This is a genomic window from Terrabacter sp. BE26 (assembly GCF_041941675.1).
Lineage (GTDB): Bacteria > Actinomycetota > Actinomycetes > Actinomycetales > Dermatophilaceae > Terrabacter.
In genome coordinates, this window is the sequence record NZ_CP090122.1 from 2,334,537 (window position 1) to 2,358,790 (window position 24,254).

A 24,254-nucleotide genomic window follows, 5' to 3' on the forward strand; every position below is an offset into this window, starting at 1 on the left:
GCAGCAGCGAGCTCCTGCCGGTCGCGACCGTCAGGAGCTCGCGAGGTCCGGCGTGGTGCCGGGATCAGTGGTCAGAGCAAGTCAGAGCAGATCAGAAGGCCGACTCGGGCACGTCCATGAGGTCGTTGTCGGTGGCCTCGGCGATGGCGCGCTCGGCGGTCAGGCGCGGCAGGACGTTCTTGGCGTAGAACGACGCCGCCGCGACCTTGCCGCGGTAGAAGTCGGCGTCCTTGCCCGAGGCGCCGCCGTCGAGGGCCTTCTGGGCGACCTCGGCCTGGCGCAGCAGCAGCCAGCCGACGACGAGATCACCGGCGGCGAGGAGCAGGCGCGTCGTGTTCTGGCCGATCTTGTAGAGGTTCTCCGGCTTGCCGCCCAGGCGCGGGTCGCTCTTCATGAGGTCGCCGATCATGTGGCCGACGATGCCCTGGACGTCCTCGAGCGCCCTGCCGAGCAGCTCGCGCTCCCGGTCGAGCGAGCCGCCGAGGTCCTTGGCGAACTCCTGCATCTGCCCGGCGACCATCTGCAGGGCCTGGCCCTTGTCGCGGACGATCTTGCGGAAGAAGAAGTCGAGGCCCTGGATCGCGGTGGTGCCCTCGTAGAGCGTGTCGATCTTGGCGTCGCGGACGTACTGCTCGATCGGGTAGTCCTGCAGGAAGCCCGAGCCGCCGTACGTCTGCAGCGACTCCGTCCCGAGCAGGACCCACGCGCGCTCGGAGCCGAGGCCCTTGACGAGCGGGAGCAGCAGGTCGCTGACCCGGTTGGCGAGCTCGGCCGGTGAGCCCTTCTCGAGCGGCGCCGCCGGGTTGCCCGCCTGCGCCTGGCCGACGGCGTCCTGCTGGCTCGCGGCGTAGATGACGAGCGCGCGCAGGCCCTCGGCGTACGCCTTCTGCAGCATGAGCGAGCGCCGCACGTCGGGGTGGTGGGTGATCGTGACGCGAGGGGCGCTCTTGTCGGTCATCTGCGTGAGGTCGGCGCCCTGGACGCGCTCCTTGGCGTACTCGAGCGCGTTGAGGTAGCCGGTCGACAGCGTGGCAATCGCCTTGGTGCCGACGAACATCCGCGCGTTCTCGATGACCTTGAACATCTGCGCGATGCCGTCATGGACGTCACCGAGGAGGGTGCCGACGGCCGGCTCGTGCTCGCCGAAGGTGACCTCGCAGGTCGTGGAGACCTTGAGGCCCATCTTGTGCTCGACGTTGGTGACGTGGGCGCCGTTGCGCTCGCCGAGCTCGCCGGTCTCGAGGTCGACGTGGAACTTCGGGACGATGAAGAGCGAGAGGCCCTTGGTGCCGGGGCCGGCGCCCTCGGGGCGGGCGAGCACGAAGTGCACGACGTTGTCGACGAGGTCGGACTCGGCGGAGGTGATGAAGCGCTTGACGCCGGTGATGTGCCACGTGCCGTCGGGCTGCTGGACGGCCTTGGTGCGGCCGGCGCCGACGTCGGAGCCGGCGTCGGGCTCGGTCAGGACCATCGTGGTGTGCCAGGCGTTGTCGACGATGAGCTTGGCCAGCTTCTTCTGGTCGTCGGTGCCGAGGTGCCAGAGCAGGTTGGCGAAGGAGTAGCTCGCCGTGAACATGTGGACGGCCGGGTTGGCGCCGCAGACCATCTCGGCGACCGACCAGCGCAGCGATGCGGGCACGACCATGCCGCCGAGCTCCGCCGGCACGTCGAGGTTGCCCCAGTCGCCGTCGACGTAGGCTTTGAAGGACCTCTTGAACGACTCGGGCATCGTCACCGTCTGGCTGACCGGGTCGTAGACCGGTGGGTTGCGGTCGCTGTCGAGGAGGCTGTCGGCCAGCTCGTTCTCCGCCAGGCGCGAGACCTCTCGCAGGATGTCCTTCGCGGCGTCGACGTCGACGTCGGCGTAGATGCCCTGCCCCAGGACCTCCTGGCGGTTGAAGACCTCGAAGAGGTTGAACTCGAGGTCGCGCACGTTGCTCTTGTAGTGGCCCATCGGGGGGACCCTCCGCGTTCTGTCGCTCGTCGTGCGTCCGCGCCGTCGCCGGCGGGCGCGCGAAGTTACTGGCCGGTCACCTTCATGATGCTACCGGCCGGTAACGAGCGCAAGGGGGCAGCCGTGCCGTGTCCGGCACGACCCGCCGAGGAGGTATGCCGTGGGCTCGGCGGAACGGCATACGCAAGCTGTTCGTCGCGCTGGGTGGGCGCAAGCAGAAGGGCCCGGTCCTGGTGACCGGGCCCTTCGTCTGGAGCAGGCGGCACGAATTGCACGTACGTCTTCCTTCTGGAAGAAGGCTGTTCTGCTACTGAACTACGCCTGCGAGGCGTCGCCTACCGTAGCAACAGCCGGGCCGAGGGCCAAACGGACCCGCCCACCCGCGGGACGCGCCTACGACCCGTCCCGCACACGCCGGGCGAAGGCCGACGCGCGCGCCCGCAGCTCCCCGACCCGGCGCGCGACGAGGGCGACCGGGTCGAGGCCACCCTCGAGGCTGCTCGGCAGCCGCCGCACGTGGGTCGAGCAGCTGAAGTCCGTGTGCACGAGCGTGCCGAGGCTGTTGCCCTCACGGCCCGCCGCGCCGCCGCGCCTGGCCGTGAAGAGCGCGACGTCGGCGGTCGCCATGACGTCCTAGCGCCAGGCGCACATGGCGCTCGCCTTGCGCGTGCGCTCGGAGGCCCGCAGGAGGATGCCGACGGGCTCGTCGTCGACGGGCACGACGGCATACGCGCGTTGCGGGCTGCTGCGATCGGTCCAGCCGAGGAAGTCGAGAGACTCCCACCGCTCAGCGGGCCGATCGAGCTCGGGCGGCAGGCTGGCCTGCTTCGCCTCGCGCCGGCTCGCGTTGATGAAGGATGCGCGGATCTCCTGCTCTGTCAGGGGTTTCACGGTCGTGCTCCTCGTCGGTAGGTGGGCATGACCGGATCGCCGGTCAGCCCGGGTGGGTTCGGGGCTCGACGCGTGCCGCTCTGCGGGCCATGCCGGCCACCACCCTCTCCGCCCTGTCGCCAGGGCCATCTTGCTGACGACGCGCCACGACCGTGCGCGGCGCCGTTCATCGTGCGGGGTCCCGGTGGTCCGGGTCCATCCCTTTTCGTCGTGCCCGACCCCCTGGTGCATGCCGTCGCGGGGGTGGGTGCGCGGGAGGGATGGCCGCATATGCCCTGACTTGTGCTGTGAATATCGGCGAATCTTCCTCTGAATGCTGGCGTTTCGTGGTATCGGCTGCGACGGTCGTCGGAGCACATCGCCCGGGGTCTTCCCCGGTCGGCCCGCGGTACGCCGAGTCCTGTCCGCCGTCGGGGCAGCCGTGCAGCACACGGACAGGATCGGGAGACCCACCACCGGGCCGGCCACGACCGGTCCTCGGGGTGAAGCCGCCATGCGCGGCCGGGACACCTCCGCCCGAACCCGACAGCTCATCTCGAAGGCGTGGGAAGGAACCCGACCATGCCCACCACTACCCCTGCATGCCCACGCAGTCCCCGACACCTCCGCTCGCTCGCACTGACACCCCTGCTGGCCGCCGCCCTGCTCCTCGGACTGGGCGGCGCACCTGTGTCCGGCACGGCTGGCACCGCCGGCACGGCCGCCCCGGCGGGGTCGCCCCCGGGCGCCCGCACCGCGGCCCCGGCGGTGGCCGCTCGCGCAGCCGGCGTGGCGCTCGACGCCGAACCGGTCTCGACCGTCCCGCTGCGAGTCCGCGGCCTCTGGCTGACCTCGGCCCAGGCCGGCAAGTGGTACCGCTGGGGCGGCGCCGGTCCGACGTACTTCGACTGCTCGGGCCTCGTCTACTACGTCTTCCACGCCCGGTTGCACCGCTATCTGCCGCGAACCGCCAACGCCCAGCGCCTCGCGACCGTCAGGATCTCCAAGGGGTACATGCGACCCGGTGACCTGGTCTTCTTCATGTCGCGGGGATGGGCCTACCACGTCGGCGTCTACGCCGGCTACGGCCGGGTCTGGCATGCCCCGCGACCGGGCCAGCGCGTCCAGCTCTCCCGCCTCTGGACGTCCGCCTGGGTTGCCGGCCGCGTCCGCTGACGTCGCCGACGCGTGCGCCCCGGGCGTGACGTGTGCGCGCCGGGTGCCGGGGAGCCCACCCCCGCGGTACCCGGGCGGGTGCTCACCAGCGTCGCCACGACCGCCGGCGTCGAGTCCACCGCACGCTGCGCCCATGAGCTCGGCTTCAACGTCGTCCTCGTGAGCGATGCGATGACCGACCGCAGCGCTGCAGCACACGACCACTCCGTGGCCCACGTCTTCCCGCGGATCGGCGAGGTGACGACCACCGCCGAGCTGCTCGCTGCCCTGCCCCAGCCGGCCCCCGTGGCTTCTGGGAAGGGCGCGGCTCGGAGGGGCGAGCACCCGAGCCCGCCGGTCAGTGAGTGGGTGGGCGAGCGTTCCGGTGGCTCCCCTGGATGTCGGCCTCAGCCCGGCGTCGCCTGCGTTCCTCGCGCAGGTGCCCGACCGCCATCGTGAGGCCCAGGACCACCAGGAAGATGGCGACGATCAGGAAGAAGCCCGTCCTCACCCCGATCGGATGGTTCGCGGCTGGGGCCAACGACACCCGGGCCTGGAGGCCGAGTCTTGCGATGGCCGCGCTCGTCTGATGGTTCACCTTGGCATCATCCTCCCGCGCCCCGTCGCCGTCGCGCCCGGTCCTGTTCGTGGCCGCGCGGGAAGGGCCGAAACGACGAAGCCGCAGGCCCCTGGGGCCTGCGGCTTCGGTGTGGATGGATGGAGCGAGCGACGGGAATCGAACCCGCGTATCCAGCTTGGGAAGCTGGCGCTCTACCATTGAGCTACGCTCGCACGGGTCGCCGGCAGGATCCCCGCAAGGGGGACGCGCACGGCGGCACGCGGCGTCAGTGTAGCCGACACCCAACCGGCGCCGTGACAGTGCACTGACCGCGACCCCAGGGGCCCCCACCGCAATGGATCTCGTCAAGCAGATCGCTTTCGTCGAGCACGTCCGCGAGCGCGGGGGAGCGAAGGCGCAGGTCGCCGTGACCCTGGAGCAGTTCTTCGAGGGCAACGACTGCGAGTGGTGCATCGCACCGAACCGCCCGGACGACCTGCCGCTCGAGGGGGTGCGCCGGGTGCTCTTCGACCTGCGCGATCACCCTGATGTCCACGACGTGCGCGTCGAGCTCGACGTGCTGGAGTTCGTGGAGTTCCCCGACGACGAATGGCCTTATGCCAGTGGGGTGGCCGTGATCACCACCCTCCAGCCGACAGAGGTCGACGTGCTCACGGCCGCCGCTGACACCGAGCCGAGCGGCGGCCCGGCAGCGAGTGCGGACTGGCTCGTCGATGCCCCGACCGTGCCCGACGGCCACCACTACGTCGGGGTGTGGTGGGACTGATGGGCCAACGGCGCGGCGTCGTGACCGGGGACCTCGAGCAGGTCACCGACGCACTCTGCTACCACGGCGAGGGACCCGTGTGGTCGCCCTCATGGGGCGGCCTGCGCTGGGTCGACATGCTGGCCGGCGACGTCCTGTCCCTGCACGCCGACGGGTCGGTCGAGCGCCTGCACGTCGGCGACGTCGCCGCCTTCCTGCGGCCCCGGACGAACGGCGGCTGGGTCGTCGCGACCGAGCGGGGCCTGGCGCGCGCGGACGAGGCGGACGGCATACCCACCCCGTGGTTCGACCTCTGGGACGACCCCTCCGTCCGGATGAACGAGGGCGGCGTCGACAGCTTGGGGCGGCTCTGGGCGGGGACGATGGGCTACGACAGGGTGCCCGGGAGTGCCTCGCTCTACCGCGTCGACGCGGACGGCGCCGTCACGGTCGTGCTGCCCGACGTGACGATCTCCAACGGCATCGACCTGTCGCCGGACCATCGCCTCGCCTACTACGACGACACTCCGACCGGCCGCACCGACGTCTTCGACGTCGTCGACGGCGAGCTCACCAACCGGCGTCCCTTCGTCGACCACGCCACCGGTGCACCCGACGGACTGACCGTCGACAGTGCCGGCAACGTCTGGGTCGCGCTCAACGGGGCGGGCCGCGTCCGCTGCTACTCGCCGCAGGGGGAGGTGCTGGCAGAGGTGCTGCTCCCGGTGCGTCTCGTCACCGCGTGTACCTTCGGCGGCGACGACCTGCGCGACCTCTACGTCACCACCTCGCGCGAGAACCTCGACGACCCCGAGCCGCAGGCCGGCGCGCTCTTCCGGGTGCGCGTCGCCGTGCCGGGTCAGCCGGTGCGCGCCTTCGCCGGCTGACGCCGCCCTCTCCACACGCCGCAGCTGCGCCTGACGCAGCCCTGCCGTGGCGACCGCGCCGCCGACCGAGCACGTATGCCGTCCCGTGGCCTCAACCGCGGTACGTGTCCCCCGACATCGGTGCGTACGCGAACCAGCCGCCCGCTCGCCCGGCCCGAGCTGGGCGGGTGAGCGGCGCGCCCGGCGGAATGCCGGTGTCCGGCCCCGACCCCCCGGCCCCCTCGTCGCCCAGGCGGACTCCGAGCAGGCTGCGGGTCAGGCGTTGCGCGTCCGAGAGCAGCTCGTCGAGTGCCGCACCGAGATGGCCGTCGCTCGGCGGTTCACCCGCGAGCGCAGCCGTGAGCACGGCCCGGCGCACCAGCTCCTTCGCGAAGGAGGCCGTGGTGCCCTCGGCCTTCTCGGCGGCCGTCGCCATGGCCTGCTCGCTGAAGAGGTGGCCGCCGTAGAGCCGGAACAGCTCGACGCGGCCTCGGAGGTCGGGCAGCGGGATCTCGGCTGCGAGGTCCACCCGGCCGGGCCGTTGGGAGAGGGCGACCTCGAGGTCCTCGACGCGGTTGGTGGTGAGCAGGAACGCCACGTCGGCATCGGCGTCGAGGCCGTCGAGGGCATCGAGCACCTCGAAGAGCAGCGGCGAGGTGCCCATGCCGATCGACCGGTCCTCGGCCACCAGGTCGCAGTCCTCCAGCACGACGATCGCCGGCTGGTGGGCGCGCGCCACCTTGGCGGCGGCGTGGATGTGCATGAGCGCGCCACCACTCAGCAGCACGGCCGTCGTCCCGGGCGTTGCCGAGAGCAGGTGACGCACGGTGTGGGTCTTGCCCGTGCCCGGCGGCCCGTAGAGCAGGACGCCCCGCTTCAGGTGCTGTCCGTGGTGCAGCAGTCGCTCACGGTGCTCCCGGATGCCGATGACGTGGTGGGCGATGCGCTCGAGCACGCCCTCGGGCAGCACGACGGCGTCGGCCGAGACGCGCGGCCGTTCGAGGAAGGTGATCCCCGCCATCCCTCGCCCGTAGGGATCTGCCCCGAAGGTCACGACCTGGCCGCGCAGCACACTGCGCGCGTCCATCAGCTCCTGGACCATGGCGATGAGCGCGTCGGCGAGGTCGCGGTCGGCCGCGAGTACCTCGACCATGCCGGCCTCGCGGCCGTACTGCGCGTTGGCGCCCTGCTGGCGCACTGCGACGGGTGCCCCGTCGAAGTGGAAGAGGCGGATCCCGGAGCTGACCACCTGACGTCGGTCATCGGGTCCCGGGCCCGTGGCCATCCGGTCGTAGTCGACCTGCCCGAGGGCCATGGCAAAACCGGGCGGGCCCTGGACGAGGTCGCCGAGGGTCATGTGGTGGCGAGCGTCGCCTGCGATCCCGACGACGGCAGCGTCCGGATCCGCGGAGGAGACCTCCGTCAGGGCGATGTCGGCATCGACGAGCCGGTGCGCGGGCACCGGGAAGCCGACGACGGCGAGCTGCTGCGGGTCCGTGCCGAGGTGTCGCGCCAGGGCTTCGACCAGTGAGGGGGCGCCGCCTTCGCGGCTCGGCAGGTCCTCGAGGAGACGCCGCACGAGCCTCTGGAAGTCGAGCAGAAAGGCGTCGGTGCCGGCGTTCCCCGTGGCCTCCGTGACATCGCCGGTCAAGCTGCCCGTCGAGCCATCCGTCGACCCATCGGTCGAACCATCGGTCGAACCATCGGTCGAGCCATCGGTCGAGCCATCGGTCGTGGGATCCATGAACCGACGATAGGGCGCCGTGGCCGCGCCCGGAGGGCAAGCGCGCACGGCGCTGCCCGACCACCCGTTATAGCCTCGTCCCGTGCTGCTCTCCGACAAGGACATCCGGGCCGAGATCGCTGCCGAGCGCGTCGTGCTCGACCCGTGGGACCCGCAGATGGTCCAGCCCTCGAGCGTCGACGTCCGGCTGGACAAGTTCTTCCGGCTCTTCGACAACCACAAGTACCCCTACATCGACCCGGCGGCGGAGCAGCCCGACCTGACACGGCTCGTCGAGGTGGGCCCGGAGGAGGACGGCTTCGTGCTGCACCCGGGGGAGTTCGTGCTCGGCTCCACCCTCGAGACCGTCACGCTCCCGGACGACCTGGCCGCGCGTGTCGAGGGGAAGAGCTCGCTCGGGCGCCTCGGCCTGCTGACCCACGCGACCGCCGGCTTCGTCGACCCCGGCTTCTCCGGCCACGTCACCCTCGAGCTGTCCAACGTCGCGACCCTGCCGATCATGCTCTACCCCGGCATGAAGATCGGCCAGCTCTGCTTCTTCCGGCTCAGCTCGCCGGCCGAGAACCCCTACGGCTCAGGGACCTACGGCTCCCACTACCAGGGTCAGCGTGGTCCGACCGCGAGCCGCTCGTTCGCGAACTTCCACCGCACCCGGGTGTGAGCGCCCAGTCGGCCCCGACCCGCGAGGAGGCCTACCAGGGGACCCCAGGGGAGACGACCGGGCCAGGTGACCTGCCGCTGCCGGTCCTGACGTGGGACGCACGCCCCGAGGGTGCGACCGTCGTCGCGCTCGTGATGCACGGCGGTGCGGTCGACGGCCTGGAGGTCAACCGCCCCTGGTCGCACGCCGTCGCCCGGCTCGTCCCCTTCGCCCGTGCCCTCAAGCGGGTGCCCGGGCCGATCGCCGTCGCCCGGTTGCGGTTCCGGGTCCGCGGCTGGAACGAGAACGCGATGCCCGTCGAGGATGCCCGGTGGGCGCTCGACCAGGTACGCACGGCATACCCGGGTGTGCCGGTCGCGCTCATCGGGCACTCGATGGGCGGCCGTGTCGCCCTCTTCGTCGGCGACGACCCGGCGGTCCGGCTCGTCGTCGGGCTCGCGCCGTGGGTCGAGCCCGGTGACCCGCATCCGGGGGCGGGCACGCGCACCGTCCTGATCCACGGGGACCGCGACGTCATCTGCTCCCTCGCCCGCACCCGAGCATCCGTGGAGCAGATGCAGGCCGAGGGTCTCGACGCCTCCCTGGTTCGGGTGGCGCGGGCCGACCACGCCATGCTCGTGCGGTCGCGGCTCTGGACCGCGCTCGTCGCCGAGGTCGTCGCCGCCACGTTCGCCCGCGAGCTCGGCGGCACGGGGGAGCCTCCCTCGGGCCCCGTCGGTGCCGTCGTCGCCAACGTCGTGCACTCGGGCGGGGTCACGCTCGAGGTGTGAGGCGACGCCTCGGCGAGCTGCCGTCGGGTGCCCCCTCACGTGACCTACTGCCAGACCTTCGACGAGCACCGGGGACGCGTCGGCACCGACGGGTACGTTGGGCACCATGATCCGCTTCGAGGGTGTGACCAAGCGATACGGCGGGGCACTGGCGGTCGACCACCTGACCCTCGAGGCCCCCACGGGCAAGATCACCGTCCTCGTCGGCCCGTCCGGCTGCGGCAAGACCACGACGCTGCGCATGGTCAACCGCATGATCACCCCGACCTCCGGGAGGATCCTGATCGACGGCCGCGACAACGCCTCCCTCGACGTCGCGGAGCTGCGCCGCGGCATCGGCTACGTCATCCAGGCCGCCGGGCTCTTCCCGCACCGCACCGTCCTCGACAACGTCACGACCGTGCCGCGCCTGCTCGGCACCGACAAGAAGGCAGCGCAGGCACGCGCCCTGGAGCTCATCGAGCGCGTCGGGCTCGACCCGGCCCTGGCGTCCCGCTACCCCGCCCAGCTCTCCGGCGGCCAGCAGCAGCGCGTCGGCGTGGCCCGGGCGCTCGCGGCCGACCCGCCGGTGATGCTCATGGACGAGCCCTTCTCGGCGGTCGACCCTGTCACCCGCGAGCAGCTCCAGAACGAGTTCCTGCGTCTGCAGTCCGAGCTCGGCAAGACCATCCTCTTCGTGACCCACGACATCGACGAGGCCATCAAGCTCGGCGACCAGGTGGCGGTCCTGCGGGTGGGCGGCGTTCTTGCGCAGCTGGATCCGCCGGCGAAGCTGCTCGCTGACCCAGTCGACGACTTCGTCGCAGAGTTCGTCGGACGTGACCGGGGCTACCGCGCCCTGTCCTTCGCGGCGGCGCCCGAGCTGCCGCTCACCCAGGAGCCAACGGTGCGCCTCGGCGCGAGCGCCGAGCAGGTGCGTGCCCTCGGTATGCCGTGGGTCATGTGCGTCGGCGAGGCGGACGAGCCCCTCGGCTGGGTCCGCGCCGCGGCGGTCGAGTCCGAGGTGACGCGCACCCTGCTCCACCGCGGCGGCACCGTCGCTTCCCTGTCGGGCTCGCTGCGCGAGCTGCTCGACGCGGCCCTGTCCTCACCGAGTGGACGCGGTGTCGTGGCCGACGACGAGGGCCGGTTCGTCGGGACCATCCGGGCCTCCGAGGTCCTGCCCGCCATCGAGGCACGCCGCGAAGCGGCCGCAGCCGAAGAGGCGACAGCCCGGTGACCTGGGCCCTCGACCACCTCGACGACATCGCCACGCGCGCCGTCCAGCACGCGTGGCTGGCCGGGCTCCCCCTCCTGATCGGCCTCGTCGTGGCCATCCCGCTCGGCTGGCTCGCGGCACGCCGGCCCCGGCTGCGCGCGGCCCTGCTGACCACGACGGGGCTGCTCTACACGATCCCGTCGCTCGCACTGTTCATCCTGCTGCCGCCCCTGCTCGGCACCAAGATCCTCGACCCGGTCAACGTCGTCGTCGCGATGTCGATCTACACGGTGGCCCTGCTGACCCGCACCGTGGCGGACGGGCTCGGCTCGGTCGACCCGTCCACCCGGCAGGCGGCGATCGCGATGGGCTACGGCTCCTTCGCCCGCTTCCGTGCCGTCGACCTGCCCCTGGCCGTCCCGGTCATCGCAGCGGGTCTTCGCGTCGCGGCCGTGAGCAACGTCAGCATCGTCTCCGTCGCCTCGCTCATCGGCATCTCGCAGCTCGGCTACTTCCTCACCGACGGCTACGCCCGCTCGTTCCCGACCGAGGTGTGGGTCGGCATCGTCGCGTGCCTGCTCCTCGCCCTCGTCTTCGACCTGGTGATCCAGCTCGTCTCGCGGATGCTGACCCCCTGGACGAGGGCGGTGCCTGCATGACGTCCGCACAGGTCTGGGCCTGGTTCACCGACCCGGCCAACTGGCAGGGCACCGACGGTGTGCCCAACCGGGTGCGCGAGCACCTCGTCTACACCGGGCTGACGCTGCTGTTCGCGCTCGTCGTCGCGGTCCCCCTCGGTGCCTTCGTGGGCCACACCGGCCGGATGCGCTGGCTCGTCACCGGCGCCAACGCCGCCCGCGCCGTGCCCACCCTCGGCCTGCTCTTCGCGGTCTCGATGTTCGTGGGCCCGCTCATCCAGAGCGATCTCGCCTTCGTGATCCCGAGCATCACCGTCCTGGTCCTGCTGGCCATCCCGCCGCTGCTGTCGGGCACCTACGCCGGCATCGAGAGCGTCGACCCCGCCGCTCGTGACGCGGCCCGCGGCATGGGCATGACGGACTGGCAGGTCCTCAGCAGGGTGGAGGCGCCGTGCGCGCTGCCGCTCTTCCTCAGCGGCCTGCGCAGCGCGACCCTTCAGGTCATCGCCACCGCGACCATCGCGGCCTCCGTGAGCCTCGGAGGCCTCGGCCGCTACCTCATCGACGGACTGGCGTCGCAGGACTACACCCAGATGGTGTGCGGCTCGATCCTGGTGGCGCTCCTGGCCCTCGCCGCCGACGGCGTCCTCGCCCTGCTGGAGAGGTATGCCGTCTCGCCGGGAATCTCCGGGCGTACCGCGCGTGTTGCCCGTTCACGCGCCACTTCCGTTCCCAGCCCCCATCCCGACACCACCGGCGCCGACCGTCTCGACCCCGACTCGCGGCTGGCCGCGCTCCGGGGCTCGGACCGCACCGGACCCGCGGAGGCGACCGCCGCCACGGGGACCTCCTCCGAAAGGGACCGAACATGACACGCACGCGCTTCCTCGCCGCGGGCCTCCTGCTCGCCGCCGTCGTGCCGCTGGCCGCCTGTGGTGGCGGCGGCAACCCGCTCGACACCTCGTCGCAGCCGGCGGGCGGTTCCACCGGCGGCTCTGCCGCCGCCGGCGCCGTCAAGGTCGGCTCGGCCGACTTCCCCGAGTCCGCGCTGCTCGGCGAGATCTACGCCCAGGCGCTCGAGGCCAAGGGCATGAAGGTGGCCCGGCAGTTCAACATCGGCAGCAGGGAGACCTACCTCAAGGCCATCAGCGGTGGCGAGGTCGACGTTCTTCCCGAGTACACCGGCTCCCTGCTCAACTTCTACGACAAGAACGCCAGCGTCACCAAGCCGGACGAGGTCTACGCGGAGCTGCAGAAGAAGCTGCCGCAGGGCCTGACCGTGCTCGACAAGTCCGCCGCCGAGGACAAGAACTCCCTCGTCGTCACCAAGGACACCGCCGGCCAGTGGTCGCTGAAGGCGATCCCCGACCTCGCCCCGCACCAGGCCGACCTCACCATCGGTGCCCCGCCGGAGTTCAAGACCCGACAGCAGGGCCTCGTCGGCCTGAAGTCGGTCTACAACATCGTGCCCAAGGAGTTCCGCCCGCTGCAGAGCCAGGCCACGGTGGAGGCGTTGAAGAACGGCCAGGTCAAGGCCGCCAACATCTTCAGCACCGACCCGTCGATCGCGGCCAACGGCTTCGTCGTGCTCGAGGACCCGAAGAGCCTCTTCGGCTCCGACAACGTCGTGCCGCTCGTGCGCTCCGAGAAGGCCGACAGCCTCAAGCCGGTCCTCAACGCCGTCTCGGCCAAGCTCGACACCAAGTCGCTCGCCGACATGGTCAAGCAGGTCGTCGTCGACAAGAAGGACGCGAGCGCGGTCGCCAAGGCCTGGCTGGCCAGCTCCGGCCTCTCCTGAGCCGCCGCTGAGCGTCTCCTCGAGCGCAGACCAGCACGTGCAGAGGCCCCCGCGTCGGATGCGGGGGCCTCTGCCGTGCGCCGACCGCGTCGTCGTGGGTCCCGCTTCCGTCGAGCGGCGGGCACCAGCCGGGCTGACTCGGCTATGAGGGGAATGTAACACTGTCGAGAATGGTTCTCATTGCAGTCGCGAGAACTCGTGACCTCGAGAACCTGAGGAGCCCCCATTGGCCAAGCACAACGAGCTGCGTCCTGTCGTCACCCTGCGCTCGACGGCGGGCACCGGCTACAGCTATGTGACGCGCAAGAACCGTCGCACGAACCCCGACCGCCTCGTCCTGCGCAAGTTCGACCCGGTCGCCCGCGAGCACGTGGACTTCCGCGAGACCCGCTGAGCTCGGCCGGCATCGCGCGTATGCCAGTGGCCACGTCCCGTCGGGACGTGGCCACTGGCATACCGTGGCCGGCGTGCCGCATCGGGTCGGCGCGCCTGCCTGCTCGAGCTCACCCCACCGAGGCGCGTGACCTGCGGGTGGGCGTCAGCTCGCGGACTTCGGGGTCGCTCACCGGCCAGGAGACGGTGACCGGGTCGGGCACGAGCGGCGAGAAGGCCGCCACGACGTCGATCGCGTCGCGCAGCAGCTTGACAAGGCGCTCCTCCGGCTCGTCGATGCAGGCCCGGGCGATGCCGTCGACGGCCAGGGCGGCGACCTTGGCCGCGTTGGACGGCCGGACGGCGGCCGGGTTGAACCCCATGCGTGCCAGGTGGACCCGCGCCCAGCGCTCAGCGGCAGGAGCCGTGGCGAGGGCGGCCCGCGAGGCCTTGGAGAGCTGACCGGGCGAGCGGCCGTCCTGCTCGGCGAGCACCCGCTCGGCGTTGAGGATCGCGAGGGCCATGACGTTCTGCCGCTCCTGCGCGGCGACGGGCAGTGCCGCGCGGGCTGCGGTCAGCAGCAGCGCGGTCGTGGCGCGTGGGTCTTCGGGGTTGAGGCCGACGACCTCGGGGATCATCGTCAGCAGCCGCTGGCGCTGCGTGTCGTCGAGCATGTCGTTGACGCACCGCGCGACCGTGGCAAGGACCGGATGGGTGCATGCCGGGTGGTCGCTCCATCGCTCGCCGGCGAGGAAGGAGGCCATCTCCATGAAGCACGCGCCCTTGCGCGGGCTGCGGTGACGGCCGCGGGACAGCACCGGCACGCCGTCGGGAACGAAGGGGGCTCGTCGTGACATCGTCGCTCCTCGGACTTCAGCTCTGGATCCAGCGGGCGGGGTCTCTTCATGGTGCGCCTCCATCGGCGACTTGACCACCCCTTCGTCGAACCGCCAGCCTCCGCGTACCCGCCGCTTCCCGGTCCAGTCAGGCGCCGACGCACGATCCGCCCCGGACGCGCCGTTTTGCCGCCGCGACTTCCTGAGGGGGAGAGGCGCTCGCGGCTGTCTCAACGGGGGGAGAGTGTCTGCATGGCAGCCCGGACCCCCGCCGCGATCGCCGCGGAGATGAGGGATGCCCGCGACGACTTCCACCGACTGCTGGACGGGGCCTCGCCGTGGGAGCTGCGGCAGCGCAGCAACGGCACCCGGTGGACCAACGAGCAGCTGCTGTTCCACATGCTCTTCGGCTACCTGCTCGTGCGGAACCTGCTCTGGCTGGTCAGGGTCTTCGCCCGCCTGCCGGACCGTTGGTCCCGAGGCTTCGCGGCAGGGCTGGACGCCGCGACGCGACCCTTCCACGTCGTCAACTACCTCGGCTCGCTGGCCGGGGCGGCGGTGCTCGGGCACCCGGGGATGGAACGCGCCATGGACCGTGTCACCAGGAGCCTGATCGGCACCGTGGAGCGGTCGAGTGAGCAGCAGCTGGCCCGCGGCATGCACTTCCCGGTCGGCTGGGACCCCTACTTCCGGAACTTCATGACGATCCAGGACGTGCTGCACTACGCCACCCAGCACTATCGGCACCATCGCCGGCAGCTCACTCTCGGCGACAGTCACGACAGCTGACGGGCCGCCGCGCCCAGCCGCGTCGCACACGCGGGCGAGTCCACGGCATACGCGGGGAGTCCGGGTATGCCGTGGGCTCGGGTCACCCGGTCACCCGGTCACCCGGTCACGCTCAGGCGGTCACGGTCACGGTCACGGTCACGGTCAGGCGACGGGCGCGGGCTCCGGGTCGGGCTGCGGCTCGGGCGTCTCGGCCTCGGCGGTCCCGCCGCCGTCGTTGCCGCGGCGGACGGCAGCGAGGAGCATCTGGGCGACGTCGACGACCTCGACCTCCTCGGTGGCCTTGCCGTCCTGGATCGCGGCGTTGAGGCCGTCGGACAGCATCACCTTGCAGAAGGGGCAGCCGATCGCGATCCTGTCGGCGCCGGTGGCGAGGGCCTCCTCGGTGCGGTTGGTGTTGATCCGCGTGCCGAGCTTCTCCTCCATCCACATGCGGGCACCACCGGCGCCGCAGCAGAACGACTTCTCCTTCGAGCGCTCCATCTCGGCGTACTCGACGCCGGGCAGGATCTGCAGCAGCTCGCGCGGCGGTGCGTAGACCTGGTTGTGCCGGCCGAGGTAGCACGGGTCGTGGTAGGTCACCTTGGCGCCCGTCGAGGCCGCACCCGTCTGAGCGTTCTCGCCCGGGCGTGCCACCGGAGTCAGCCGCTTCTCGCGGACGAGGCGGTTGAGCAGCTGCGTGTGGTGCAGCACCTCGTACTGGCCGCCGAGCTGCGGGTACTCGTTCTTGATGGTGTTGAAGCAGTGCGCGCAGGTGACGACGATCTTCGTCGCGCCGACCTCGTTGAGGGTCTCGACGTTCTGCTGGGCGAGCATCTGGAAGAGGAACTCGTTGCCGGCGCGGCGGGCCGAGTCGCCGGTGCAGGCCTCGCCGTCGCCGAGGACGGCGAAGGAGACGCCGGCGGTGTCGAGCAGCTCGGCGACGGCGCGGGTCGTCTTCTTCGCGCGGTCCTCGTAGGCGCCGGCGCAGCCGACCCAGAAGAGGTAGTCGACCTCGTCCAGGTCCTCGACGTCCTGGCCGACCTGCTTGACCTCGAAGGGCAGGTCCTTGGCCCAGTCCATCCGCAGGCGCGGGGCCAGGCCCCACGGGTTGGAGTTCTTCTCGAGGTTCTTGAACAGCCCGTTCAGCTCCGCGGGGAAGGCCGACTCGATGAGGTTCTTGTAGCGGCGCATGTCGACGATCGCGTCGACGTGCTCGATGTCCACCGGGCACTGCTCGACGCAGGCGCCACAGGTCGTGCACGACCAGAGCACGTCCTCGTCGATGACGGCGTCGGGGCCGTGCGGGTTGTAGGCCTGCAGCGGGTGGCGGATGTCGTAGCCGGTCTCGCCGACGAGCTGCTCGGTGGCGACGGCGGCCTTCGTCTCGTCGCTGAAGCCGTCGGCCGCCTCGATGCCGCCGGCGCGGACCTCCTCCGAGGCGAGCAGCCACGGTGCCTTGGCGTGCGCGTGGTCGCGCAGGGTCATGACGAGCAGCTTGGGGGAGAGCGGCTTGTCGGTGTTCCAGGCGGGGCACTGGCTCTGGCAGCGGCCGCACTCGGTGCACGTCGTGAAGTCGAGCAGGCCCTTCCAGGTGAAGTCCTCGACCTTGCCGACGCCGAGCGCGGCGTCCTCGTCGAGCTCGTCGACGTTCTCGAAGTCCAGCGGCTTGCCGTCGACCGTGATGGGCTGCAGCTCGCCGAGGCTCGTACGGCCGTCGGCGTGGCGCTTGAAGAAGATGTTGAAGAAGGCGAGGAAGCGGTGCCAGGCGACGCCCATCGTCGGCTGCAGCGCGATCGTGATCATCCAGGCGAAGGAGATGAGGATCTTGACCGCGGCCACGACGACGATGGCGTTCTCCAGCGCGCCCACGCTCATCCCGGAGTACAGTCCGCCGAGCCAGCCCGTCATCGGGTAGTGCAGCGCGCTCGCCTCGCTCACCGCCGTCGAGCCCACAGAGCCCGTCGCGCCGCGCTGTGCCGCGAGGGCGTACTCGAGGCCGCGCAGCGTCAGGATGCACAGCGTCACGCCGAGGATCGTCAGCTCGACGTAGTAGGCCTGCCAGAACGTCGAGCCGAAGAAGCGGCTGCGCCGGCCGTCCTCGCCGGGGGCCGAGCGCGGGTGGTTCTTCTGGCGGATGACCATCAGTGCGAGGATGCCGAGCAGGCCGGTCCACGCGAAGAACTCGGTGACCCACTCGTACGGCGGGAAGTGCCCGATGACCGGCAGCGCGAAGTCCGGCTGGAAGAGCTGCCCGAACGCGCCCAGCAGCGTGAAGAAGAGGACGCCGAAGCTGATCATCGTGAACCAGTGCGCAACCGCGACGACCGGCAGCCGCGACATGCGGGTGTGGCCGAGGAACTCGCGCAGCAGCGTGCGGGTGCGCGCCCCCTTGTCGTCACCGCGGTCCTCGGGCTGACCGAGCCGGAACGTCGCGAGGAAGCGGTTGACCGTCTTGACGAGCAGGGCCACGGCCACGGCGGTCACGCCGAGACAGACGACGACGGCGACGATCTGGAGGGCACTCATGGCGGCGAGTCTACTGACGAGTTAGCAAGCGCTTAGTGAATGTGACGCCCGTCGCGCCGTGGCCCTCGTGCCTGGGCACCCATCCGGCACACGGCCGGGCCGCGGGCAAGCCCGGATCATGGTCGACCCCTTGGGCAACCAATAACCGTGTGTTGGAATATGCATAACGAGGGCTCGGTTGTCGCAGACAACCGGGCTGACCGAGTGTCCGCCCCACCCAGCCACACCCAGCCGAAAGGGCCCTGCAATGCCGATCTACGACGACGTCACCAAGCTCATCGGGAACACGCCGCTCGTTCGCCTCAACAAGGTGACCGACGGGGCGCAGGCGACCGTCGCGGCCAAGCTCGAGTTCTACAACCCCGCCAGCTCCGTCAAGGACCGCATCGGCGTCGCGATCGTCGACGCAGCCGAGGCGAGCGGTGAGCTGAAGCCCGGCGGCACGATCGTCGAGGCGACCTCCGGCAACACCGGCATCGCCCTGGCCATGGTCGGGGCAGCCCGCGGCTACACGGTCGTGCTGACGATGCCCGAGTCGATGAGCAAGGAGCGCCGCGCGCTGCTGCGCGCCTTCGGCGCCGAGCTCGTCCTCACCGACCCCGCCACCGGCATGAAGGGCGCGGTCGTCAAGGCGGAGGAGATCGCCGCCGAGCGTGGCGGGGTGCTCGCCCGCCAGTTCGCCAACGAGGCCAACCCCGAGATCCACCGCAAGACCACGGCGGAGGAGATCTGGAAGGACACCGACGGCGAGGTCGACATCGTCGTCGCCGGCATCGGCACGGGCGGCACCATCACGGGTGTCGGCCAGGTCCTCAAGGCCCGCAAGCCCGGCGTCCAGATCATCGCCGTCGAGCCGGAGGAGTCTGCGATCCTCAACGGCGGCCAGCCCGGACCCCACAAGATCCAGGGCATCGGCGCCAACTTCGTCCCCGAGATCCTCGACACCGAGATCTACGACGAGGTCATCGACATCAACGCCGAGACCTCCGTGAAGTGGGCCCGTCGTGCGGCCACGGAGGAGGGCCTGCTCGTCGGGATCAGCTCGGGCGCCGCGATCGCCGCCGCCGTCCAGGTCGCGCAGCGCGAGGAGAACAAGGGCAAGACAATCGTCGTGATCGTCCCCTCCTTCGGCGAGCGCTACCTGTCCACCATCCTCTTCGAGGGCCTCGTCGACTGACATGAGCACCGCACCGAAGTCCGATCGCGATCGCGGGGGTGGCGACACGCCGCTGACACTCGTCCGCGGTGACGGCGGCGCGAGCGCCTCCCACGGCGCAGAGCGCACGGAGGCGGCCGAGCGTACGTATGCCGGACCGCTCGGCCTCATGCGCAAGCTGGCCGACCGGGCGCTCGAGGACGTCGACGGCGCGATCGCCCGCGACCCCGCAGCGAGCTCACGGCTCGAGACGGTGCTGACCTCGCCGGGTCTGCACGCCATCTGGGCCCACCGCGGGCTGCACGAGCTGTGGAAGCTGCCGGGCGGCCGGCTGCCATCGCGCGTGCTCGCCACCGTGGCCCGCTCCGTCACCGGCGTGGAGATCCACCCGGCCGCACGGATCGGGCGACGGTTCTTCATCGACCACGGCATGGGAGTGGTCATCGGTGAGACGGCGGAGGTCGGTGACGACGTCATGCTCTACCACGGCGTCACGCTCGGCGGCCGTTCGCTCCAGCATGTCAAGCGCCACCCGACCGTCGGCAACCGCGTCACGATCGGCGCCGGCGCTCGGGTGCTCGGCGCGATCAGCGTCGGCGACGACGTGCAGATCGGCGCGAACTCCGTTGTCGTGAAAGACGTTCCGACGGGTGCCGTGGCCACCGGCATACCGGCCGTGGTGCGCTTCCCGAAGCGCGACGCGACCAACCAGTGGCTCGACCCCGCGATGTACATCTGAGCGCTCCCTCCAGAAGGGCCCCGACCGCGATCCGGCCGGGGCCCGTCGCCGTGGCAGGACGACCGCGCAACCGACCGCGGATCGGGTCGGTTCGAGTCGCTGCCGACCCCGGATACACTTCCCACACCTGGAGGGCTCGCATAGTGGCCGAGTGCGGCGGTCTTGAAAACCGCTATGGGTTCACAGCCCATCGTGGGTTCGAATCCCACGCCCTCCGCCACGCCGTCGGCATAGCCGACTCGCTCTGCGGCCGGAACTGCGCCGTGGCGCGGTTTCCGCCCGGTTTGGTGGTCGCATTCCACCTGGAACTGCGCCGTGGCACGGTTGTCGCGGACGGGGTCGACAGGGCATGAAAAAAGGGGCTCCGGTGATCCGGAGTCCCTTTCATTTCACGCGCTGGCCCTCGGTGAGGTCCAGTGGTGCACGCGCTCTCAGAACAGGCCGAGCCGCTCCTCGAACGTCGTGCTGGAGTTGTACTGACCGACCGGCAGTGACCTGGACGGACGGTTCATGGCCGCGAACAACGACACGAGGTACGACATCTTCTGTATTCAGTTTCCTTGTCCCAGAGCCGCGGTCGTCCCTCGACCGGTGCTCGGTGGTCGACCGTCATTGCGGGACGGCCAGGACCGGCAGACCATCCGCGGCCCCGCCGGGAGCATGGCCGAGCCGCGGATGACGTCTGCGGGACAATGGTAACAGTTCGACAACCATGCGCCGTTCCGTCGTTGACTGTTCCCGGAGCACGTGAGATACGAGGGTGTGAGCAGACGCGGAGGCCCGGAGCCCAGGCCAGAGACCGCCGCCATCGCCCCCGTGGGGCTGGCGTCGGGAGGCCCCCTCGTCCTGCGGGGCCGCAGGTTCGACGCTGCGTCGCCGGCGGTGATGGCCATCGTCAACCGCTCCCGCGACTCGTTCTTCAGCGGCAACCGCCATGCCGACCTCGACTCGGCCCGGGCGGCCTTCCTCGACGCGGTCACGCAGGGTGCCGACATCGTCGACGTCGGCGGGGTCCGGGCCGGCCAGGAGGGGGAGGCGGTCGACGCCGACGAGGAGATCCGTCGCGTCGTGCCGTTCCTGCAGTGGGCCCGGACGGAGCACCCGCACGTCATCCTCAGTCTCGACACATGGCGCTCGGAGGTCGCGCGCGAGGCGGCCGGCTCTGTCGACCTCGTCAACGACACGTGGGCCGGTCACGACCGCGAGCTCGTCCACGTCGCCTCCGCCATCGGCGCCGGCTACGTCGTCTCACATACCGGCGGCCTGCCGCCTCGCACCGACCCGGTCGACGTCAGCTACGGGGACGACCCGCTCGACGTCGTCAGGGACGTCCTCGAGGTCCTCGTGGACGGTGCCCGCGTGGCCGAGCGTGCCGGCATACCCAAGGAGCGCATCCTCGTCGACCCGACCCTCGACTTCGGCAAGACGACCGCCCACTCCCTCGAGGTGCTGCGCCACACGGCCGACGTCGTCGCGCTGGGATATCCGGTACTGCAGGCGATCTCACGCAAGGACTTCGTGGGGGAGGCGCTGGACCTTCCTCCGGAGGAGCGCCTCGAGGGTTCGCTCGCGGCGACGGCCGTGGCCGCCTGGCTCGGCGCGACCGTCTTCCGGACGCACGACGTGCGGGCGACCCGACGCGCTCTCGACATGGTCGCGACGATCCGCGGTGACCGGCTCCCTCGGCTGGCGCTGCGCGGGACCCGACGTGACCACGCGGCCAACGGATCCTGAACGGAAAACTGGGGTTGCGATCCGTCGGGCCGACCGCTCGGTAGTCTGCTAGGTTCGTCGCGGTTGCAGTTGTAGTTCCTCGCAGTCGAGCAGGCGCCCGTCATCCGCAACGATGACGGGATTTTGTTATCGACATCGATGGGTTCGCCCGTCGAGTGGAGTCAAAGCGGCGACTTGGGATGCGCGAGGTGCGTCATTCCACACGCTAAAGAAGGAAGAGTTACCCGTATGGCACAGGGCACCGTCAAGTGGTTCAACGCTGAGAAGGGCTTTGGCTTCATCGCCCAGGACGGCGGCGGCCCCGACGTTTTCGTCCACTACTCGGCCATCCAGTCGAACGGCTACCGTTCGCTGGAAGAGGCGCAGCGAGTCGAGTTCGAGGTCACCCAGGGTCCCAAGGGCCCGCAGGCCGACGCAGTTCGCCCGCTCTGATCAGCTCGAGATCAACGCAACGAGCGACACCCAACCTCAGTCGTTTGTGACAAAGCCCCCGGCCAGTGGCCGGGGGCTTTGTTGTGCGTCACGCCGCCGGGGTGCCGACGACCCGGTGACTCAGCACTGGTCGTAGGGGGTCGTCGTCGGCGACGGGGTGCTCGTCGGGCGCGGCGCCGTCGTGCTGGGCGTGGTCGTGCTGGTCGTCGTCGGCTTGGGGCTGGTCGTCGGTGAGATGCCCTTCTGCACGAACGCGTGGATGGCGTCGTAGTCGGGGTTGACCGAGTTGAAGCCCGGGATCTGCGTCAGCGACAGGCTGTTGATCTTGCCGCTCTTCTGGACCCGCTCGATGAGGTCGACGAAGGCGGGCAGGTCCTGCGCCGGGATGTCGGTGTAGATGTTGTCGCGAGCGATGCGCGCGATCTCGGGGTACTTCGAGACCATCTGCGCGGGGTCGACCTGCTTCACGACGGCCTGGACCACGCACCGCTGGCGGGCCTGCCGGTAGTCGTCGCTGTCGGCGGCGCGGGTGCGGGCGTACCAGAGTGCGAGGTTGCCGGTGAGGTGCTGGCGGCCGGGAGTGAAGTAGCCAAGCACCTTGCCGGTGATGCCGCCGTTGCCGTCGCTGTGGCCGCCGATGGGCAGCTTGGTGCCGAAGCCGCTGAGCTTCACGTTGACGGTGACGCCGCCCATGGCGTCGATGAGCTGGGAGAAGCCCTTGAGGTCGACGACGACGGTGTGGTCGATCTTGAGGCCGAGCACGTCACCGATGACGTTGCGCGTCTCGTCGCGTCCGGGGGCGACGCCGGTGTAGGAGCCGGGGTGTGCCTGGCGGTACTGGTCGACCTCGGTCCAGATCGCGTTGAGCATGCACTGGTCGGCGGCGTCGGACTGGGCCCGGATGCAGTACGGCTTGCCGTACGTGCCGCTCGGGTAGAGGCCCCGAAGCGGGCTCGTCTGGGGCAGCGGCACCTTCTGCAGGTTGCGCGGCAGTGAGATGAGCGCCGTGCGGCCGGTCTTCGTGTCGATGCTCGCCACGATCATCGAGTCGGTCCGGGTGCCCGTGCGCCCGACGCCCGCGTCGGAGCCGAGGAGCAGGATGTTGACGCGCTTCTGGTCCGCCCACGGGTCGTCGCCCTCGGCGACCTTCACGCCGACGCCGGGCTTGTCCGGGGTGCTGCCGAAGACGGACGCGACCGTCGTCTTGGTGATGGTGCCGTACTCGGCGAGCTTGAAGGAGGACCCGGCGACGAGGAACACCATGAGCGTGGTGAAGGCCGCCAGCACCCGCGTGCGGGTGCGGTCGAGACGGCTCGGCCGGGCCTGCACCGCCGTCAGGATGATCGAGGCGCACCAGAGGATGCCGCCGACGACCAGCGCCACGACCACGGTCTGGAGCACGGTGGGCCGGGCCACGACGGACAGGGCCACGTTGGTCAGGCCGGTCCGGGCCACGTAGTAGGCCACACCGACGCCGGAGGCGAGGGCGAGCAGCAGCAGCACCCAGCCGGCCTTGCGGCTGCGGGTCTGGGTGAGACCGGCGCCCGGGATCAGGGTGCCCAGGGCGGTGAGGCCGAGAGCGCGCCGGAAGCCTGCGGCTCGCTGGCGGCGCAGCACCTCGCGGGTCGCGGGTACAGCCGGACCTCGCGTGTTCGGGTACGTCATGGGATCCTTCCTCGCAGGCACGTCCGCACGTGCCGCCAGCACATTGTGCCCTGTCTTTCTGATCGTTGCCTTATCCAGGCGGGTATGCCGTGTGGCCACGTCCCACCCCCGTTTGGCGGGGCGCGTGGCTGCCGGTAGCCTGTGCTGGCCCGTGTATCCGAAGCCGCTCCGGTGGCCGGGGACTGCGGGCACGGAGGCGTCGCATAGTGGCCTAGTGCGCCCGCCTGCTAAGCGGGTTGAGGATAAAACCTCTCGCGGGTTCAAATCCCGCCGCCTCCGCTCCAGAACGTCGAATGCCCCCGAGCTCGCTCGGGGGCATTCGACGTTCGCGTCCGCGCTGCGGCGCCACTCGCGAAGTCTGGCCTCTCGACGGGTGAGGACCGGCAAACTGTGGCCTCTCGACGGTTCAGGCCGGGGAGGCGCCGCCGGCCTTCCCTCCGGCCTTCCCTCCGGCTTGCTCGACGGCGTCCTCGCGTCGGCCGCGGCGCCGCTGCGACAGGGGCAGCAGCACCCACAGTGAGATCCCGAGCACGGCCAGGGCGCCGCCGACCCAGAGGGCTGCGGTGTCCTCCAGCAGCACGTCGAGCACGAGCACGACCCCGCCGACGATGCCGGTGCCGAGGAAGAAGAGCCCCGTCCCGATGAGCGTGTCGGTGTGCCGCACGACGAAGTCCTTGAGCCCCTCCCGGAAGAGCATCCGGTGCATGGCCACCGGGGCCATGAAGACGAGGGTGCAGATCGCGACCGACAGCAGCGTGACGACGTAGATGTTCCGCTGCAGGTCCGTCAGGCTGGTGAACCGCTGCTGGAACGGGATGGTCAGCAAGAAGGCGAAGAGGATCTGCACCCCGGTCTGGGCGATGCGCAGCTCCTGCAGCTGCTCGTTGAAGTTGCGGTCGAGCCGCTGCGCCTCGCTCTCGTCGCGGGTGTAGCCGTCTTCGTCGTCGCTCATGCCACTTCTGTACCCGTCGCGCCACGGCGCACTGCGCGTATGCGGCGTGCCCGGCGACACGGCATACGTCCTCGGGGTCGGTGGGCTCCCAG

22 protein-coding genes, 4 tRNA genes, 1 pseudogene and 1 riboswitch are annotated in these 24,254 nt (G+C 70.6%); of the genes and pseudogenes, 18 read left to right on the forward strand and 9 right to left on the reverse strand.

Annotated elements, in window-relative coordinates; all coding sequences use genetic code 11:
* Positions 1 to 91: 91 nt before the first annotated feature.
* The 3 genes and pseudogenes from LQK93_RS10770 to LQK93_RS10780 all read right to left on the reverse strand — a co-directional run bounded on the left by LQK93_RS10770 (position 92) and on the right by LQK93_RS10780 (position 3,115).
* The gene (locus LQK93_RS10770; RefSeq protein ID WP_374967796.1) at positions 92 to 1,954 is read right to left on the reverse strand and encodes an acyl-CoA dehydrogenase; all 1,863 of its coding nucleotides are present in this window, start codon (positions 1,952 to 1,954) and stop codon (positions 92 to 94) included.
* Between the two features lie 251 nt (positions 1,955 to 2,205).
* Positions 2,206 to 2,279 (reverse strand) — tRNA-Gly (locus tag LQK93_RS10775).
* A 68-nt stretch (positions 2,280 to 2,347) separates the two neighbouring features.
* Positions 2,348 to 3,115: pseudogene (locus LQK93_RS10780) on the reverse strand (FBP domain-containing protein).
* 111 nt (positions 3,116 to 3,226) lie between these two features.
* Positions 3,227 to 3,401, forward strand: a riboswitch (cyclic di-AMP (ydaO/yuaA leader).
* Positions 3,402 to 3,406: 5 nt separating this feature from the next.
* Between LQK93_RS10780 and LQK93_RS10785 the strand changes: the two are divergent.
* Together LQK93_RS10785 and LQK93_RS10790 are read left to right on the forward strand one after the other, a co-directional pair.
* Complete coding sequence (locus tag LQK93_RS10785; protein WP_374967797.1) at positions 3,407 to 4,000, forward strand: C40 family peptidase; 594 nt, start codon at positions 3,407 to 3,409, stop codon at positions 3,998 to 4,000.
* Between the two features lie 78 nt (positions 4,001 to 4,078).
* Positions 4,079 to 4,438: an isochorismatase family protein gene (locus LQK93_RS10790; protein ID WP_374967798.1), complete on the forward strand. Its 360-nt coding sequence runs from the start codon at positions 4,079 to 4,081 to the stop codon at positions 4,436 to 4,438.
* A 259-nt stretch (positions 4,439 to 4,697) separates the two neighbouring features.
* Here the strand turns inward: LQK93_RS10790 and LQK93_RS10795 are convergent.
* Positions 4,698 to 4,771, reverse strand: a tRNA-Gly gene (locus tag LQK93_RS10795).
* A 122-nt stretch (positions 4,772 to 4,893) separates the two neighbouring features.
* Here LQK93_RS10795 and LQK93_RS10800 point away from each other — a divergent pair.
* Both LQK93_RS10800 and LQK93_RS10805 read left to right on the forward strand, forming a co-directional pair.
* Complete coding sequence (locus LQK93_RS10800) at positions 4,894 to 5,325, forward strand: hypothetical protein (RefSeq protein ID WP_374967799.1); 432 nt, start codon at positions 4,894 to 4,896, stop codon at positions 5,323 to 5,325.
* Positions 5,325 to 6,191 carry an SMP-30/gluconolactonase/LRE family protein gene (locus tag LQK93_RS10805; protein WP_374967800.1) on the forward strand — a complete coding sequence of 289 codons (867 nt, stop codon included), beginning with the start codon at positions 5,325 to 5,327 and terminating at the stop codon, positions 6,189 to 6,191. Before LQK93_RS10800 ends, LQK93_RS10805 begins: the two co-directional genes overlap by 1 nt.
* A gap of 91 nt (positions 6,192 to 6,282) precedes the next feature.
* On the opposite strand, the gene LQK93_RS10810 is transcribed toward LQK93_RS10805, so the two are convergent.
* A complete protein-coding gene (locus LQK93_RS10810) occupies positions 6,283 to 7,914 on the reverse strand; it encodes an AAA family ATPase (RefSeq protein ID WP_374967801.1) in 1,632 nt (543 codons plus the stop codon).
* An 82-nt stretch (positions 7,915 to 7,996) separates the two neighbouring features.
* Here LQK93_RS10810 and dcd point away from each other — a divergent pair, with 82 nt between their 5' ends.
* The 7 genes from dcd (at position 7,997) to rpmG (ending at position 13,373) form a co-directional block, all read left to right on the forward strand.
* On the forward strand, positions 7,997 to 8,575 hold the full coding sequence (gene dcd, locus LQK93_RS10815; protein ID WP_374967802.1) for a dCTP deaminase: 579 nt from the start codon (positions 7,997 to 7,999) through the stop codon (positions 8,573 to 8,575).
* Positions 8,572 to 9,345: an alpha/beta hydrolase gene (locus LQK93_RS10820; protein ID WP_374967803.1), complete on the forward strand. Its 774-nt coding sequence runs from the start codon at positions 8,572 to 8,574 to the stop codon at positions 9,343 to 9,345. Before dcd ends, LQK93_RS10820 begins: the two co-directional genes overlap by 4 nt.
* 106 nt (positions 9,346 to 9,451) lie before the next feature.
* On the forward strand, positions 9,452 to 10,564 hold the full coding sequence (locus LQK93_RS10825; protein WP_374967804.1) for an ABC transporter ATP-binding protein: 1,113 nt from the start codon (positions 9,452 to 9,454) through the stop codon (positions 10,562 to 10,564).
* Positions 10,561 to 11,202 carry an ABC transporter permease gene (locus LQK93_RS10830; RefSeq protein ID WP_374967805.1) on the forward strand — a complete coding sequence of 214 codons (642 nt, stop codon included), beginning with the start codon at positions 10,561 to 10,563 and terminating at the stop codon, positions 11,200 to 11,202. The genes LQK93_RS10825 and LQK93_RS10830 overlap by 4 nt, the downstream gene beginning before the upstream one ends.
* Positions 11,199 to 12,053: an ABC transporter permease gene (locus tag LQK93_RS10835; protein WP_374967806.1), complete on the forward strand. Its 855-nt coding sequence runs from the start codon at positions 11,199 to 11,201 to the stop codon at positions 12,051 to 12,053. The genes LQK93_RS10830 and LQK93_RS10835 overlap by 4 nt, the downstream gene beginning before the upstream one ends.
* Positions 12,050 to 12,979: an ABC transporter substrate-binding protein gene (locus LQK93_RS10840; protein WP_374967807.1), complete on the forward strand. Its 930-nt coding sequence runs from the start codon at positions 12,050 to 12,052 to the stop codon at positions 12,977 to 12,979. Before LQK93_RS10835 ends, LQK93_RS10840 begins: the two co-directional genes overlap by 4 nt.
* 226 nt (positions 12,980 to 13,205) lie before the next feature.
* Positions 13,206 to 13,373 carry a 50S ribosomal protein L33 gene (rpmG, locus tag LQK93_RS10845; RefSeq protein WP_374967808.1) on the forward strand — a complete coding sequence of 56 codons (168 nt, stop codon included), beginning with the start codon at positions 13,206 to 13,208 and terminating at the stop codon, positions 13,371 to 13,373.
* Between the two features lie 109 nt (positions 13,374 to 13,482).
* Here rpmG and LQK93_RS10850 read toward each other — a convergent pair whose 3' ends face one another.
* Positions 13,483 to 14,208, reverse strand: a complete 726-nt coding sequence (locus LQK93_RS10850) for a hypothetical protein (RefSeq protein WP_374967809.1) — start codon at positions 14,206 to 14,208, stop codon at positions 13,483 to 13,485.
* Between the two features lie 231 nt (positions 14,209 to 14,439).
* On the opposite strand from LQK93_RS10850, the gene LQK93_RS10855 reads away from it, so the two are divergent.
* Positions 14,440 to 14,976, forward strand: coding sequence for a DinB family protein (locus LQK93_RS10855; protein WP_374967810.1), 537 nt, complete (start codon positions 14,440 to 14,442; stop codon positions 14,974 to 14,976).
* Positions 14,977 to 15,120: 144 nt separating this feature from the next.
* Here LQK93_RS10855 and LQK93_RS10860 read toward each other — a convergent pair whose 3' ends face one another.
* On the reverse strand, positions 15,121 to 17,484 hold the full coding sequence (locus LQK93_RS10860) for a (Fe-S)-binding protein (protein ID WP_374967811.1): 2,364 nt from the start codon (positions 17,482 to 17,484) through the stop codon (positions 15,121 to 15,123).
* Between the two features lie 247 nt (positions 17,485 to 17,731).
* On the opposite strand from LQK93_RS10860, the gene cysK reads away from it, so the two are divergent.
* The 5 genes from cysK (at position 17,732) to LQK93_RS10885 (ending at position 21,545) form a co-directional block, all read left to right on the forward strand.
* On the forward strand, positions 17,732 to 18,661 hold the full coding sequence (gene cysK, locus LQK93_RS10865) for a cysteine synthase A (RefSeq protein ID WP_374967812.1): 930 nt from the start codon (positions 17,732 to 17,734) through the stop codon (positions 18,659 to 18,661).
* 1 nt (position 18,662) lies between these two features.
* On the forward strand, positions 18,663 to 19,379 hold the full coding sequence (gene cysE / locus LQK93_RS10870) for a serine O-acetyltransferase (protein ID WP_374967813.1): 717 nt from the start codon (positions 18,663 to 18,665) through the stop codon (positions 19,377 to 19,379).
* Positions 19,380 to 19,508: 129 nt separating this feature from the next.
* A tRNA-Ser gene (locus LQK93_RS10875) sits at positions 19,509 to 19,599 on the forward strand.
* A gap of 587 nt (positions 19,600 to 20,186) precedes the next feature.
* On the forward strand, positions 20,187 to 21,113 hold the full coding sequence (folP, locus tag LQK93_RS10880; RefSeq protein ID WP_374971484.1) for a dihydropteroate synthase: 927 nt from the start codon (positions 20,187 to 20,189) through the stop codon (positions 21,111 to 21,113).
* 228 nt (positions 21,114 to 21,341) lie between these two features.
* Positions 21,342 to 21,545, forward strand: coding sequence for a cold-shock protein (locus LQK93_RS10885; RefSeq protein ID WP_030200907.1), 204 nt, complete (start codon positions 21,342 to 21,344; stop codon positions 21,543 to 21,545).
* A 120-nt stretch (positions 21,546 to 21,665) separates the two neighbouring features.
* Here LQK93_RS10885 and LQK93_RS10890 read toward each other — a convergent pair whose 3' ends face one another.
* A complete protein-coding gene (locus LQK93_RS10890; protein ID WP_374967814.1) occupies positions 21,666 to 23,210 on the reverse strand; it encodes an LCP family protein in 1,545 nt (514 codons plus the stop codon).
* A 192-nt stretch (positions 23,211 to 23,402) separates the two neighbouring features.
* Here LQK93_RS10890 and LQK93_RS10895 point away from each other — a divergent pair.
* Positions 23,403 to 23,489, forward strand: a tRNA-Ser gene (locus tag LQK93_RS10895).
* 127 nt (positions 23,490 to 23,616) lie between these two features.
* Here the strand turns inward: LQK93_RS10895 and LQK93_RS10900 are convergent.
* Positions 23,617 to 24,162 carry a DUF6328 family protein gene (locus LQK93_RS10900; RefSeq protein ID WP_374967815.1) on the reverse strand — a complete coding sequence of 182 codons (546 nt, stop codon included), beginning with the start codon at positions 24,160 to 24,162 and terminating at the stop codon, positions 23,617 to 23,619.
* Positions 24,163 to 24,254 lie beyond the last annotated feature (92 nt).

Excerpts from the sequence above, each read along its gene's own strand:
- LQK93_RS10900 (WP_374967815.1), bottom strand. The coding sequence starts at position 24,162 with ATGAGCGACGACGAAGACGGCTACACCCGCGACGAGAGCGAGGCGCAG.
- LQK93_RS10785 (WP_374967797.1), top strand. The coding sequence starts at position 3,407 with ATGCCCACCACTACCCCTGCATGCCCACGCAGTCCCCGACACCTCCGC.
- LQK93_RS10805 (WP_374967800.1), top strand. The coding sequence starts at position 5,325 with ATGGGCCAACGGCGCGGCGTCGTGACCGGGGACCTCGAGCAGGTCACC.
- LQK93_RS10850 (WP_374967809.1), bottom strand. The coding sequence starts at position 14,208 with ATGTCACGACGAGCCCCCTTCGTTCCCGACGGCGTGCCGGTGCTGTCC.
- LQK93_RS10770 (WP_374967796.1), bottom strand. The coding sequence starts at position 1,954 with ATGGGCCACTACAAGAGCAACGTGCGCGACCTCGAGTTCAACCTCTTC.
- LQK93_RS10855 (WP_374967810.1), top strand. The coding sequence starts at position 14,440 with ATGGCAGCCCGGACCCCCGCCGCGATCGCCGCGGAGATGAGGGATGCC.
- LQK93_RS10885 (WP_030200907.1), top strand. The coding sequence starts at position 21,342 with ATGGCACAGGGCACCGTCAAGTGGTTCAACGCTGAGAAGGGCTTTGGC.
- LQK93_RS10890 (WP_374967814.1), bottom strand. The coding sequence starts at position 23,210 with ATGACGTACCCGAACACGCGAGGTCCGGCTGTACCCGCGACCCGCGAG.
- LQK93_RS10825 (WP_374967804.1), top strand. The coding sequence starts at position 9,452 with ATGATCCGCTTCGAGGGTGTGACCAAGCGATACGGCGGGGCACTGGCG.
- LQK93_RS10800 (WP_374967799.1), top strand. The coding sequence starts at position 4,894 with ATGGATCTCGTCAAGCAGATCGCTTTCGTCGAGCACGTCCGCGAGCGC.
- LQK93_RS10860 (WP_374967811.1), bottom strand. The coding sequence starts at position 17,484 with ATGAGTGCCCTCCAGATCGTCGCCGTCGTCGTCTGTCTCGGCGTGACC.
- cysE (WP_374967813.1), top strand. The coding sequence starts at position 18,663 with ATGAGCACCGCACCGAAGTCCGATCGCGATCGCGGGGGTGGCGACACG.
- LQK93_RS10835 (WP_374967806.1), top strand. The coding sequence starts at position 11,199 with ATGACGTCCGCACAGGTCTGGGCCTGGTTCACCGACCCGGCCAACTGG.
- LQK93_RS10840 (WP_374967807.1), top strand. The coding sequence starts at position 12,050 with ATGACACGCACGCGCTTCCTCGCCGCGGGCCTCCTGCTCGCCGCCGTC.
- cysK (WP_374967812.1), top strand. The coding sequence starts at position 17,732 with ATGCCGATCTACGACGACGTCACCAAGCTCATCGGGAACACGCCGCTC.
- LQK93_RS10810 (WP_374967801.1), bottom strand. The coding sequence starts at position 7,914 with ATGGATCCCACGACCGATGGCTCGACCGATGGCTCGACCGATGGTTCG.